General features: G+C 42.4%; 8 protein-coding genes, 2 tRNA genes and 2 rRNA genes. 2 read left to right on the top strand and 10 right to left on the bottom strand.

The features are described 5' to 3' along the window. Positions 1–8: 8 nt before the first annotated feature. From P2W73_RS06700 to P2W73_RS06690, 3 genes are all read right to left on the bottom strand, one after another. Positions 9–425: a nuclear transport factor 2 family protein gene (locus tag P2W73_RS06700; RefSeq protein ID WP_276501231.1), complete on the bottom strand. Its 417-nt coding sequence runs from the start codon at positions 423–425 to the stop codon at positions 9–11. Positions 426–724: 299 nt separating this feature from the next. Further along, a complete protein-coding gene (odhB, locus tag P2W73_RS06695; protein WP_276501230.1) occupies positions 725–1,981 on the bottom strand; it encodes a 2-oxoglutarate dehydrogenase complex dihydrolipoyllysine-residue succinyltransferase in 1,257 nt (418 codons plus the stop codon). Positions 1,982–2,055: 74 nt separating this feature from the next. Then, a complete protein-coding gene (locus tag P2W73_RS06690; protein WP_276501229.1) occupies positions 2,056–4,824 on the bottom strand; it encodes a 2-oxoglutarate dehydrogenase E1 component in 2,769 nt (922 codons plus the stop codon). 219 nt (positions 4,825–5,043) lie between these two features. Here P2W73_RS06690 and rpsT point away from each other — a divergent pair, with 219 nt between their 5' ends. After that, the gene (rpsT, locus tag P2W73_RS06685; RefSeq protein ID WP_276501228.1) at positions 5,044–5,304 is read left to right on the top strand and encodes a 30S ribosomal protein S20; all 261 of its coding nucleotides are present in this window, start codon (positions 5,044–5,046) and stop codon (positions 5,302–5,304) included. 114 nt (positions 5,305–5,418) lie between these two features. Then, on the top strand, positions 5,419–7,143 hold the full coding sequence (locus P2W73_RS06680; RefSeq protein ID WP_276501227.1) for a M14 family metallopeptidase: 1,725 nt from the start codon (positions 5,419–5,421) through the stop codon (positions 7,141–7,143). 12 nt (positions 7,144–7,155) lie between these two features. On the opposite strand, the gene P2W73_RS06675 is transcribed toward P2W73_RS06680, so the two are convergent. From P2W73_RS06675 to P2W73_RS06645, 7 genes are all read right to left on the bottom strand, one after another. Further along, on the bottom strand, positions 7,156–7,656 hold the full coding sequence (locus P2W73_RS06675) for a hypothetical protein (RefSeq protein WP_276501226.1): 501 nt from the start codon (positions 7,654–7,656) through the stop codon (positions 7,156–7,158). Positions 7,657–7,739: 83 nt separating this feature from the next. Next, positions 7,740–8,981, bottom strand: a complete 1,242-nt coding sequence (locus tag P2W73_RS06670) for an MFS transporter (RefSeq protein ID WP_276501225.1) — start codon at positions 8,979–8,981, stop codon at positions 7,740–7,742. A 90-nt stretch (positions 8,982–9,071) separates the two neighbouring features. Further along, on the bottom strand, positions 9,072–10,070 hold the full coding sequence (locus P2W73_RS06665) for an FAD:protein FMN transferase (RefSeq protein ID WP_276501224.1): 999 nt from the start codon (positions 10,068–10,070) through the stop codon (positions 9,072–9,074). Between the two features lie 90 nt (positions 10,071–10,160). After that, positions 10,161–10,272, bottom strand: a 5S ribosomal RNA gene (gene rrf / locus P2W73_RS06660). A gap of 67 nt (positions 10,273–10,339) precedes the next feature. Next, positions 10,340–13,142 (bottom strand): 23S ribosomal RNA (locus tag P2W73_RS06655). A 195-nt stretch (positions 13,143–13,337) separates the two neighbouring features. Continuing rightward, positions 13,338–13,411: transfer RNA gene (locus P2W73_RS06650), tRNA-Ala, on the bottom strand. Between the two features lie 87 nt (positions 13,412–13,498). After that, positions 13,499–13,573: transfer RNA gene (locus P2W73_RS06645), tRNA-Ile, on the bottom strand. Positions 13,574–13,659 lie beyond the last annotated feature (86 nt).

The following is a 13,659-nucleotide window of genomic DNA, read 5'->3' as shown; positions in this document are numbered from 1 at the left end:
TAAAAAGGTTATTTAAACGCCTTAGCCTCATTCAGGGTATCATATATATCCCTGAACCGGGTAATCCTGCCTTCATCATCAAATTCAAAAATCATGCACCAGGGAGATTCTGTTGTCTTTCCTGTTTTCAATACCCTTCCTTTAGCATTGCCGGTAACCACTACAAGATCTTTTCCATTGGATGATTTTTCAAAGAAATGATCGGGCTCCATTTCCGAATATTCAATGTGTTTGGCCATTTCAGAAAAAAAACGCCGCACTTCATTGGTTCCTTTGTACTGGCCAGCATACGGGATATCTGGCGCCCCCATCACCTTAAAATCCACCTTGGGGTGCATTTTCGCAATAATGGCTTCAATGTCGCCGCGGTTAAAGGCTTCATACATTTCTCTAACCTTAAGGTCGTTATGCACTAATAGTTCCATAAGAAATAATTTTTTAGTGAATAAACAATTACTCATTCTCACAAAGTAGGTTAACCAACCAATTGTTTTTTAAGGAAACGGCAGAACTAAAAGATAAATCCCGGTAAGCTGAGGAATGGATTGTGCGATTTCAAATACTGCCTGTATGTAGTCGTAATCAATTGAAAATTTCCGATTTTTTTCTTAAATGCAGAAATCTTTCTACGCACATATTCAGCGAAAACAGTTGCCAATGACACTAAAAAAGCGATTGTGGTTTTACCGCAATCGCTTCTGCATTTTTTTGGGGACGATGGCTGTTATACTTCCAGCAAAGTCTTCACCGGGTCTTTCCCGACTAGTAACTGTTCGGGATTCTCCAGCAATTCTTTTACTCTCACCAGGAAGCTTACAGATTCACGACCATCGATAATTCGGTGATCATAACTTAATGCGAGATACATCATCGGTTTGATAACCACCTGGCCGTTGATCGCCATCGGCCGCTCCTGGATCTTGTGCATACCCAGGATGGCACTTTGTGGGATGTTAATAATAGGCGTACTCATCAAAGAACCAAATACACCGCCATTGGTGATAGTGAAGGTTCCTCCGGTCAATTCTTCGGCTGTCAATTTGCTATCTCTTGCTTTACCGGCGAGTTCAATTACTTTCCTTTCTACGTCAGCCATGCTCATGCTTTCAACATTTCGCATTACCGGCACCGTCAACCCTCTTGGTGTACTTACTGCAATACTGATATCAGCATAGTCATGATAAATTAACTGGTCGCCATCAATATAAGCATTCACGGAAGGCCACTCAGCCAAAGCCACCGCACAGGCCTTTGCAAAGAAGCTCATAAAGCCAAGACCAACTCCATGTATCTCTTTAAACTTGTCCTTGTATTTGGTACGAATCTCCATGATACGGCTCATATCCACTTCATTAAAAGTGGTAAGCATCGCCGTTGTGTTTTTTGCTTCTACCAATCTCCTTGAAATTGTTTTACGGAGATTGCTCATTTTTTCTGTGCGTACATTCCGGCTATATAATTCAGTACCTGCAAATGCTTTCTTGCCGGGGCTACTCAAGGCAGCTAATACATCATCCTTCAGGATTTTTCCCTGGAAGCCAGAAGGAGTAACGGTTTTTGGATCTACTTTTTTATCAGCAATAATAGCGGAAGCGACTGGCGTAGCTTTTAAGCCCCCATCCCCTGAAGGGGGGTGTGGAAGCGTCGTCTGAGCGACAGTTTCCTTCTTTACACCAGTTCCATTCGAAGATACTTCAGGCTTCTCACTTTTCACTTCTGACTTCTGACTTCCCGCTTCCGGCTTCGTTGCTGCTTCATCAATACTCGCCAGCAGATCGCCAATTTTTAACGTATCACCTTCGTGTGCGGCAGTTTTCAACACACCGGCTTTTTCTGCATTTACTTCAAATGTAGCTTTCTCACTTTCGAGCTCTGCAATCACTTCATCCCTATCAACATAATCCCCGTCTTTTTTGGTCCATTTTAATAAGGTGACCTCACTGATAGACTCTCCTACTGTTGGTACTTTTATATCGATCATATTATTTGTTTCTATTTTGTAGTTCGGGTTTTGGTTGGGTTTTAGTGATGATCAAACATCTTTTTATATTCATGTTATATAGAAAATGCAGTTTCAATTATTTCTTCCTGCTCCTGTTTGTGCACCTTGGCGTATCCTGTCGCCGTTGATGCACTTGGCTGACGGCTGATCACTCCATAGTTGATCGTCTTCAGGTTCATTTGCAGGAATGAAGCAGCTCCCATATTCAGTGGCTCTTCCTGTACCCAGAACCAGGTAGCACGGTTGTATTTTTTATATAACTCTTCTAATTGCTTTACCGGCAATGGATACAATTGTTCTACCCTGATAATAGCAACGTCTTTTTTATTTTCTTTTTGTTGCCGCTCTGCCAGGTCAAAATAAATTTTACCTGAACAGAATAATACTTTCTTCACTGCATTACTATCAGCAAAAGGATCATCAAGCACTTCTTTAAAACTACCGCTTAAAAACTCTTCTTTGGCAGAGTAGCTACCGGGATGGCGAAGATTAGCCTTCGGTGAGAAATTGATCAATGGTTTACGGAAAGGCCATGCCTGTTGTCTTCTTAAGGCATGGAAAAAATTAGCCGCTGTCGTGATATTGGTGATCACCATATTCAATTCTGCGCAGGCTTGTAAAAATCTTTCCAGTCTTGCACTGCTATGCTCCGGACCCTGTCCTTCATAGCCGTGCGGCAACAACATCGTGAGGCCATTCATCCGGTTCCATTTTTGCTCACCCGCTGATATGAACTGATCAATCATGGTTTGAGCTCCATTGACAAAATCACCAAACTGGGCTTCCCAAATAACCAATGCATTTGGATTAGCAAGACTATAGCCATACTCAAAACCCAACACCCCATATTCACTCAATAGCGAATTGAAAATGCGGTATTTTCCCTTTGCACCTTCTATCCTGTCCAACCTGTTGTAGGCTTCATCCGTATTTTCATCACGAAGCACCGCATGACGATGTGAAAATGTACCCCGGCGAATATCCTGGCCACTCATTCTCACGTCTTTTTCATCTACCAACAAACTTCCATATGCCAACAATTCACCAGTAGCCCAATCAAGCTTCCCTTCTGTTTCAAACAATTTTACTTTATCCTGTATAATCTTTTCTACTTTTCGTAATGGTTTAAATGTATCAGGCCATTTCATCATGGCATCAAACACTTTATCAAAAACCTCTGAACTGATGGCGGTCACAGGTGACTTATCAAAATCCTGATCCGTTGCTTTTCGCAGGTTTTTCCACCAGATCTCCGGCTGTTGATAATGATAAGGCAAGGGTTTTTGTTTTACTTCATCCAAACGTTCCTGCAAATCATCCCAGAATTTTTTCTCCATTTGCTTTGCCAATTCCTGGGCATCTGCCTCACCATGATCCAATAAGTATTTTACATACACTTCTCTTGGATTAGCATGCTTATCGATCAGGGCATATAAATGCGGTTGTGTAAATTTTGGATCATCCCCCTCGTTGTGACCATGGCGACGATAACACACCATATCAATGAAGACATCACTATTAAACTCCTGGCGATAACGTGTCGCAATTTCAGCACACTTTAGTACAGCTTCGGGATCATCACCGTTCACATGAAAGACCGGAGCCTGTATAGCTGCCGCCAATGAAGTACAATAATCAGAGCTTCTTGCTTCGTCAAAGTCAGTTGTAAATCCAATTTGGTTGTTAATTACAAAATGGATCGTTCCTCCCACATAATAACCCCCAAGGTTACTCATTTGTGTTACTTCATATACAATTCCCTGGCCTGCTACGGACGCATCACCATGGATAAGGATAGGAAGTATTTTATCATAATTACTTTCATATAATACATCAGCCTTGGCTCTTGCAAAACCAATCACTACCGGGTCTACAGCTTCCAGGTGCGAAGGATTCGGCATCAATTTCAGGTGGATCGTTTTGTCGTTCACCGTTTTTACTTCACTTCCAAAACCCATATGGTATTTCACATCACCGCTTCCCATGGTTTGATCAACCTTGGCTGTGCCTTCAAACTCGCTAAAGATCTGCTCATAGGTCTTACCCATGATATTTGCCAGTATATTCAATCGTCCGCGATGTGCCATGCCGATTACCACTTCCTGTACATCATGATCCGCAGCTGTATTGATAATAGCATCCAAAGCCGCAATGGTAGTCTCTCCTCCTTCCAATGAAAATCTTTTTTGCCCCACATATTTGGTATGCAAAAATTTTTCAAACATCACGCCCTGATTCAGCTTTTCCAGAATGCGTTTTTTCTTTTCCAGCGGAACGGGGTCAGAAAACTTCCGCTCCATTTCCTCAGCCAGCCAATTCACTTTTTTCTGGTTGCTGATATATTTAAATTCAATACCGACATGTCCTGCATATACTTTTTCTAAATGATCCCAGATATTCTTTAGCGAAGTGGCGCCTAACCCAATTCTCTCACCCACCTGGAAAGTTTTGTCCAAGTCAGCCTCTTCCAAACCAAAAAAGGCAAGGGTGAGATTGGCGTCACGGTCCTTGCGGGCCCGGATAGGATTTGTTTTGGCTATCAGGTGGCCTTTATTGCGGTAACCCAGGATCATCCGGTAGGCTCCTAACTCTTTTCTCCAGCCAAGACTACTGATCAATCCTTCCGCTGGAGCCACATCAGAAGATTTCACGGCAGCTCCATTACCGTTGGTTTTCACCGCACCGCTATCCACTGCAAAGTCAAATCCCTCAAAAAATTTCTTCATTTCAGGATCGACACTATTGGGGTTCTTTACAAACTCCAAATACATATTTTCAATAAACGCAGGGGATGAATTAGTTATATAAGAAAAATCCTTCATCTGAGGCAGATTTGATAGTGAATTTTAAGGGCTGACAAATATCGTTTAAAAAACTGATAATCCGTTTGCGATGCCCTCCACTTTCAGCGTCATGACACAAACAACTGTTTGCCAAATCAGGGTCTGTTTATCTCCTTTCTGCTTTTTCAGAATAAACCTTATAATATTTGGCTGATAAAAGTCTCAGCCTTACCTTTGCCCTCCTTAAAATTGATAGGAATGGCTAATCACAAAGCAACAAAGAAAGATGTACGTCAGGCTGCTAAACGCCGCGAAAGAAATAAATATTACGGAAAAACAACCCGTAATGCTATCCGCGATCTGAAAGCTGCCAGTGGGAAAGAAGCAGGAGAACAATTTCCTTCTGTTGCCAGTATGATTGATAAATTGGCAAAACGTGGTGTAATCCATAAGAAAAAAGCGGCTAACCTTAAAAGCAAATTGGCTAAAAAAGTAGCGGCTGAAAAATTGGCTAAGTAAGTTATCCCAAAATAGTTTGAAAGGCATTCGCTGTTGCGGATGCCTTTTTGTTTTTGTAGCAGCGGAAGAAGTAGGCTCATAGAATGCTTTATATTTATCGCTTTAAATTGTATTATGCGAAAAATATTGCTGCTGGCTTCTATACTCCCCGTAATTGTATCGTATTCTCAAAACATCACTACAAAATTTGAATTATCCGGTGGTAAAGAAACTCCTGTTTACAATGAAATAATCGATTGGTGGAAAAGACTGGATGAGAGATCGGGTAAAGTGAAACTGTTTACCATGGGAATGACGGACGCCGGCTTTCCACTCCACCTTATTGTTGTTTCCAATAACGGTGATAACAACTTCACCAACATCCGGAAAAATAATAAACGAATCATCCTCATCAACAATGGTATTCATCCGGGTGAGCCAGATGGCATCGATGCAAGCATGCTTATGGTGAGGGACATCGTAACTAATAAATATAAAATTCCGGACAATATTGTTTTAGCAATCATCCCGGTTTATAACATCGGTGGTTGTCTTAACCGCAGCGTTAATTATCGGATTGATCAAAATGGCCCGGTGGAAAAAGGATTTAGAGGTAACTCCCAGAACCTGGACCTCAACCGCGATTTTATCAAATGCGACTCAAAGGATGCGAGGGCTTTCACCGAAATATTTCATCTAACTGATCCGGATGTTTTTGTGGACAACCATGTAAGCAATGGCGCCGATTACCAGCATATAATGACTTTGCTTACATCGCAACATAATAAGTTAGGCGGCGTAATGGGTGAATTTATCAATAAGCTATTTGAACCTGCCCTTTACTCCTTGATGAAAGAAAAGAAGTATGACCTGGTTCCTTATGTAAATGTATGGGGCGAAACACCAGATAAAGGCTGGTCGCAGTTTTGGGATAGTCCCCGCTATGGAAGCGGCTATGCTTCTCTGTGGAATACATTTGCGTTCGTTCCTGAAACACACATGTTGAAACCCTACGATCAACGGGTGAAAGCAACCTATGCATTGATGCAATGCTTTATTGATTTTACCAGCAAGAACAGCATTATCATCAAACAAACAAGAGAGCAGGCGAAACAAGCGGTAAAAACGCAGGCACAATTTCCTTTGAATTGGAAACTTGATAAATCAAAATTTACAACCATCGGCTACAAGGGATATACGGCAGGATACAAACCAAGTGAAGTTTCAGGACATCCTCGTTTATATTATGACCGCGGCAAACCCTATGAAATGCAGGTTCCTTTTTATAATTATTATGAGCCGAAAGAATTTATTCAGAAACCAAAAGCCTACATCATTCCGCAGGGTTGGTGGAGAGTCATCGACCTCCTAAAGTTGAGCAAGGTAGAGATGCTACAGTTGAAAAAGGATACAACGATTGAAGTAGAAGTGTATCGTATTGAGGATTATAAAACCGCAGCCCGTCAGTATGAAATGCATCATCCGAACAGTGAAGTGAAGATCAGCAGCCAGATGCAAAAAATGAATTTTCGCAAAGGCGATTATTATATTCCTATGAACCAGGAAGCGAACCGGTTCTTAATTGAAACTCTGGAGCCGCAAATGGAAGATTCTTATTTCGCCTGGAATTATTTTGATGCGATACTTGGACAAAAAGAAGGCTACTCGGCTTATGCATTTGAAGATATAGCTGCCGAATATTTAAAAACAAATCCAGAACTGAAGACAAAGCTGGAACAAAAAAGATTGGCTGATACAAGTTTTGCAAAAAGTGGTTCGGCTCAATTAAATTTCGTTTATCAAAACTCTTCTTACTTTGAACCTGTGAATATGCGCTATCCTGTATACCGGATTAAATGACCAGTAAGTCAATTATAAACTACTCACTCCTTTTACTTTTTCGATCCGGAAATTGTTGGCTTTGGCAAATTTTTGTTGGGCTTCCTGCAATTCTTTTGTCACCTGGTCTTTTTGACCCACCATGCGGGCCAGCTTTTGACGTTCATTCTCCTTTTCCGCTTCGTCCGAGGCCATTGTAAATTTTTTAAACGAGGAATAAACTGCCTTCAGGTAAACGAAATATTGAACAGCGGCTTTTTTAAAATTTTCTCCTTCCTCCACATTAGGAGCCTCCAGCTTTTGAATTTCTTTCAGCTTGTTATCGGCCAACTCCTCCATGTGCTGACTTACCAGGATGGCACTGTCAGTCTGGTTATTGTCCAAAAATGTTCCCGCCTTTTCATCAGCAATGGCAATGGCGGATGAAAGTTCAGTTTCCATTTGAACAATTCGTTGACTATAATCGAACGCTGATTTGGATTGGCAACCAAAAAGAGTGGCAGTAAGTAGTAACAGTAAAAGTATATTTCTCATAGCAATTGGACTTGTTGATGAATAACGTACATCAAAACAAAAAATTTAGTAGCAGACCCAAAAAAGCAGTGGCAATAGGACTTTTACCTGTCGATTATACTATCTGGCTGAATGATTGCATCCTTTTTATCCATACCGGAGAAGAGATAACGTCCTAATAACAGGCTTGCGACCAAGACAAGTATACTTATATAACCCAGCCATTCGTAATGTTGTATTTTTCCCGCCTTGTCTTTTAATACGATAAATCCTGCAACCATCGATGCGATGCTGGTACCCAATTGCTGAACACTTCCATTAAAACTCATAAAGCTGCCCCGCTGCTCAGGCTTTACCACTTCGCTGATCATCGCCTGTGCCGTCACCGCCCGGCCCGTTGCTACCACAAACCAGATGGCAAAAAATATCAGAACGACCGTAAAAGGAACTGTCGGCATTCGGGTAATTATTATTACCATAAACAAAGAAAAGAAGACAGAAATGCTAAAGACTGGCAGTTTACCTTTTTTATCAGCAATACGTCCTAAATATATAGCGGCAACCAAAGAAGCAATACCTCCTACCAAATAAATCATTGGAGTAAGATCTTTTGAAAATCCTTTGTTGAATTCAAGATAAGGATTGATAAAAGGAATGATCAGGAAATGCCCCATCATCAACAGGCAGGAGAAGAGTAATGCGGAACGCTGAGCAGGAGTTTGCAAAACTGTTCCCAATATCATCATTGGCTGCTCCTTCTTTTCTGACCGCTGTATATGATCCTTCATTGGTGGAATAAACTTTATGAGCAGCGGTACCAAAGCGATACCAACACCACCAACCAGCAAAAAAGGAATATGCCAATCATCTTGAAAAAGATTAGTGAGATACAATGAAAAAGGTACTCCCAGAATGGAAGCAATGGCAAATGCGCTCATCACTGATCCCATAGCAGCGCCTCTTCTTTCATACGTAAAAAGATCTGCAATGATTGAAAATACCTGGGCACCAATAACACCTCCAAAAATTCCCGCTAAGATCCTTGATGCAAACAAAAAATTATAGGTTGGAGAAAAACCGCAGGCCAGTGTTCCAAGGAGAAAGCCAATATATGATAATACCAGGATTTTCTTCCTGTCAAACTGGTCCACGATAAAAGCAGCAGCAAATCCCGATACAGCAGCACTTATAGAATACGCACTAACTAAAAAACTAAACTGCTTTGGGTTAATATCAAAATATGGCATCAGGTAATTACCCAATGGCATCATGATCATAAAGTCCAGGATATGCGTAAAATTAAGCCCTGCTAATATGAATACAATTATTCTTTCTGTTCTGGTCATTGATTGAAGATGGGCAAAGGTCGGGAATCCTCAATTAAATCAAAGCAAAATATAATCAGGCAATTATTGATCAATAAAGGATACTACCTTTTATGGAGTCAAAAGATGCCCAAATCGTTTACTCATCGTATCCGCAACTTTTCCATCTGTTGTTCTGTAAATGAAATGAGCAGCCAGGTCTTTTTTCTTGTCAACAAAAGCCAATGCTTTTTCAAGCCCCATTACCATCAGCGCATTATCATATGCATCGGCCGTCATGGCATCTTTCGCATATACTGTAGCACTGATCATCTCATTTTGCAGCGTATAACCAGTCTTCGGATTTAAAAGATGGGTAATTTTCTTACCATTACTTTCATAATATCGCCGGTAGTTGCCGGAAGTAGTAATTGCTCCATGATCGAGGTATACAATTTTTTCAATCATGGTAAAATCGGCATCATCACCAGGAGCTTCAATACCAATTGACATTTTTTCATTACCAGGTTTTCGGCCACCTATTCTTATTTCGCCACCTAATTCTATAATATAATTTCTGACTCCCTGCCGTTCAAAAAAATCAGCAAGAACATCCACGCTATATCCTTGCGCTATGCCATTGGGATCTAACTGAACACACGATTTTCTTTTTACAATTCTATTTTTCTTTTTATACAACAAACGGGAATCGACGCAAGGCAGAATCTTTTTTATCGCGGCTGAATCAGGCAAAGAGCTTCTTTTTTGCGGCCCAAAGCCCCAGGCATCCGTCAACGGGAATACGGTAATGTCAAACAAACCTTTTGTCTTCCTGTAAACTTCAAGGGCTTTTGTTACCACCTTCATTAAATGTTGATCAGCTGTTATTCCGCTGGCGGATTGATTAAACTGATTAACCAGTGAGTAAGATTTGTACAGTGAAAGTGAGCTATCGATTTTATTTAAAACGCTGTCTATTTGCTTTTTTATAATAAAACTATCCTGCGCATAGTAAGTGATATGATAGGTAGTTCCCTGCGCAGTTCCGTTGATCTGAATCTTTTTTAACTCTGGATATCCGGCAAAAGACAAATTGAAGAAGCACAAAACTATAAGACATAAACTTTTCATGCTGCAAATCTATTTCAACAAACAAAAGAATGGAGATATTGTAAAACAAAAAAGCCTCTCAGAAATAAATCTGAAAGGCTTTTTTAATAAATATGGCAGCTACCTACTCTCCCGCATTGTTGTGCAGTACCATGGGCCATGAGGGACTTAACTTCTCTGTTCGGTATGGGAAGAGGTGAACACCCTCGGCAAAACCACCATAAAAAATTGAGTTGACAAAATCAACTGTAATAAATTACATATTGGGAGTGTTAGAAAAGTATTTAAAAAAATTAAAGCTTACGGGCAATTAGTACTACTCGGCTTTGATGTTACCACCTTTACACCTGTAGCCTATCAACGTCATAGTCTTTGACGGCCCTTAAAAGTAAACTCATCTTAAGGAAGGTTTCACGCTTAGATGCTTTCAGCGTTTATCCTGTCCGTACATAGCTACTCAGCATTGCACCTGGCGGCACAACTGATACACCAGCGGTACGTACGACCCGGTCCTCTCGTACTAAGGTCATGTCCTCTCAATTTACTTGCGCCCACCACAGATAGGGACCGAACTGTCTTGCGACGTTCTGAACCCAGTTCACGTGCCACTTTAATCGGCGAACAGCCGAACCCTTGGGACCTTCTCCAGCCCCAGGATGTGACGAACCGACATCGAGGTGCCAAACCTCCCCGTCGATATGAGCTCTTGGGGGAGATCAGCCTGTTATCCCCGGAGTACCTTTTATCCTTTGAGCGACGGCCCTTCCATACAGAACCGCCGGATCACTTTAGCCGACTTTCGTCCCTGCTCGGCTTGTGTGCCTCACAGTCAAGCACCCTTATACTAATGCGCTCTTCGTACGATTACCAACCGTACTGAGGGTACCTTTGCAAGCCTCCGTTACTCTTTAGGAGGCGACCACCCCAGTCAAACTACCCACCATGCACTGTTTCCCGCAAGGGATTAGACTCTAAATCAAAGAAGGTTGGTATTTCAACGACCGCTCCACAATGGCTAGCGCCACTGCTTCAAAGCGTCCCAACTATTCTACACATCCGTAATTCAAAATCAATGCAAAGTTGTAGTGAAGGTTCACGGGGTCTTTCCGTCCCGTGGCGGGTAACCGGCATCTTCACCGATACTACAATTTCACCGGGCTCGTGGAGGAGACAGCGTTCAACTCATTAGACCATTCGTGCAGGTCGGAACTTACCCGACAAGGAATTTCGCTACCTTAGGACCGTTATAGTTACGGCCGCCGTTTACTGGGGCTTCAGTCAGGAGCTTTGACTTGCGTCGAACACCCTTCCTTAACCTTCCAGCACCGGGCAGGTATCAGGCTCTATACGTCATCTTTCGATTTTGCAGGGCCCTGTGTTTTTGTTAAACAGTTGGTTGAACCATTTTACTGAGACCATCCGAAGATGGTACGCTTTATCCCGAAGTTACAGCGTCAATTTGCCTAGTTCCTTCTCCACGGCTCACCCGAGCGCCTTAGAATACTCATCCCGTCTACCTGTGTCGGTTTGCGGTACTGGCTGCTATACTCGCTTTTCTTGGAAGAACTTTTATCACTTCGCTTTGTCCGAAGACTCCACTCAGGCGTACATATCCGTCAGTACGCAGTGACCACGGCTCTCCGTCACTTTCATTGTATAGCAGGTGCTGGAATATTAACCAGCTTTCCATCATCTACCCCTTTCGGGTTTGACTAAGGACCAGACTAACCCTGATCCGATTAACGTTGATCAGGAACCCTTAGACTTTCGGCGAAGGAGTTTTTCACTCCTTTTATCGTTACTTATGCCTACATTTTCTTTTCAAACCGCTCCAGCAACCGTCGCCGGTCACCTTCGATGCAGTTTGAATGCTCCCCTACCGATCATCCGCTTAGCGGCGATCATAGAGCTTCGGTTCATAGTTTGATGCCCGATTATTTTCCGTGCAAGACCTCTCGACCAGTGAGCTGTTACGCACTCTTTAAATGAATTGCTGCTTCCAAGCAAACATCCTGGCTGTTATAGAAGTCTCACCTCGTTTGATCAACTTAACTATGTATTAGGGACCTTAGCTGCTATTCTGGGTTATTTCCCTCTCGGCCACGGATCTTAGCACCCGTAGCCTCACTCCCGGAGAATATCTGTTAGCATTCGGAGTTTGTCAGGGTTTGGTAGGCGGTGAAGCCCCCTAGCCCAATCAGTAGCTCTACCTCTAACAGACTTCATAATCCGAGGCTGTTCCTAAAAACATTTCGGGGAGAACGAGCTATCTCTCAGTTTGATTGGCCTTTCACCCCTATCCACAGGTCATCCCAAGACTTTTCAACGTCAACGGGTTCGGTCCTCCAGTTAGTTTTACCTAACCTTCAACCTGCCCATGGATAGATCACAAAGTTTCGCGTCTGCCCCCACTGACTAGTCGCCCTATTTGGACTCGCTTTCGCTACGGCTCCGTTAATAAAGAACTTAACCTCGCCAGTGAGGAGCAACTCGTAGGCTCATTATGCAAAAGGCACGCCGTCACATATTGCTATGCTCCGACCGCTTGTAGGCACACGGTTTCAGGTACTATTTCACTCCCTTGTTTAGGGTGCTTTTCACCTTTCCCTTACGGTACTGGTTCACTATCGGTGTCTGAGGAGTATTTAGCCTTACCAGATGGTGCTGGCAGATTCAAGCAGGATTTCTCCGGTCCCGCCCTACTCAGGATACTGCTCGTCCTTGTCAATTTGTGCTTACGGGGCTATCACCGTCTATGGCTCAACTTTCCAGAAGATTCAACTTGATGACAATTTCTAAATGCAGTCCTACAACCCTCTAACGGCACGCCGTCAAAGTTTAGGCTCTTCCCTTTTCGCTCGCCACTACTCGGGGAATCATTATTATTTTCTTTTCCTCTCCCTACTTAGATGTTTCAGTTCAGGAGGTTGGCTCTCTTTCGAGTACTATACCTTCAGTATAGTGGGTTGTCCCATTCGGAGATCCAGGGATATAATGCTTGTGTGCAGCTTTCCCTGGCTTATCGCAGCTTACCACGTCCTTCATCGCCTCTCAGACCCAAGGCATCCACCATGTGCCCTTAATTGCTTTAAAAAAATTAAAACTAGAATTTCTCAATTCTTGAAGTGGTGTTTCTTATAATCAAATAAGAAACATTATTAAATACATATTCTAACAACTTTTCCCAATATGTCAAAGAGCTTATTCTGATAAATCAGAACGTGTCGATGTGTTGGACTTGAACCAAACGATTCGCCTGAACGAATCACATCAAATAAAGAACTTTTGTGGAGGATATCGGAGTCGAACCGATGACCCTCTGCGTGCAAGGCAGATGCTCTAGCCAACTGAGCTAACCCCCCGGTTAAGGTTGATTAGTTTATTAGTCAATCAGTTGATAGGTTAAACCTAATCAACCAGTCAACAAATCAACTAACTACCAGTATTAGTAGACCCGAGCAGATTTGAACTGCTGACCCCTACATTATCAGTGTAGTGCTCTAACCAGGCTGAGCTACGGATCTGTTTTGTAGCCCCCGTGTTATCGGGTTACTTTTTAAAAAGAACTAAAATTGAAAGTTGTGGGAAACAATAGCAAGTAAGTGCTTGC

The organism is Terrimonas pollutisoli (genome assembly GCF_029360765.1).
In the GTDB taxonomy this organism is placed as follows: domain Bacteria; phylum Bacteroidota; class Bacteroidia; order Chitinophagales; family Chitinophagaceae; genus Terrimonas_B; species Terrimonas_B pollutisoli.
Note: the sequence above shows the minus strand (reverse complement) of the source record. Positions and strands in the feature narration are given on the sequence as shown.

What these genes read in the sequence shown, in the direction of transcription:
- P2W73_RS06700 (WP_276501231.1), bottom strand. Translation starts at nt 425, where the DNA reads ATGGAACTATTAGTGCATAACGACCTTAAGGTTAGAGAAATGTATGAA.
- P2W73_RS06670 (WP_276501225.1), bottom strand. Translation starts at nt 8,981, where the DNA reads ATGACCAGAACAGAAAGAATAATTGTATTCATATTAGCAGGGCTTAAT.
- P2W73_RS06675 (WP_276501226.1), bottom strand. Translation starts at nt 7,656, where the DNA reads ATGAGAAATATACTTTTACTGTTACTACTTACTGCCACTCTTTTTGGT.
- P2W73_RS06690 (WP_276501229.1), bottom strand. Translation starts at nt 4,824, where the DNA reads ATGAAGGATTTTTCTTATATAACTAATTCATCCCCTGCGTTTATTGAA.
- P2W73_RS06680 (WP_276501227.1), top strand. Translation starts at nt 5,419, where the DNA reads ATGCGAAAAATATTGCTGCTGGCTTCTATACTCCCCGTAATTGTATCG.
- rpsT (WP_276501228.1), top strand. Translation starts at nt 5,044, where the DNA reads ATGGCTAATCACAAAGCAACAAAGAAAGATGTACGTCAGGCTGCTAAA.
- P2W73_RS06665 (WP_276501224.1), bottom strand. Translation starts at nt 10,070, where the DNA reads ATGAAAAGTTTATGTCTTATAGTTTTGTGCTTCTTCAATTTGTCTTTT.
- odhB (WP_276501230.1), bottom strand. Translation starts at nt 1,981, where the DNA reads ATGATCGATATAAAAGTACCAACAGTAGGAGAGTCTATCAGTGAGGTC.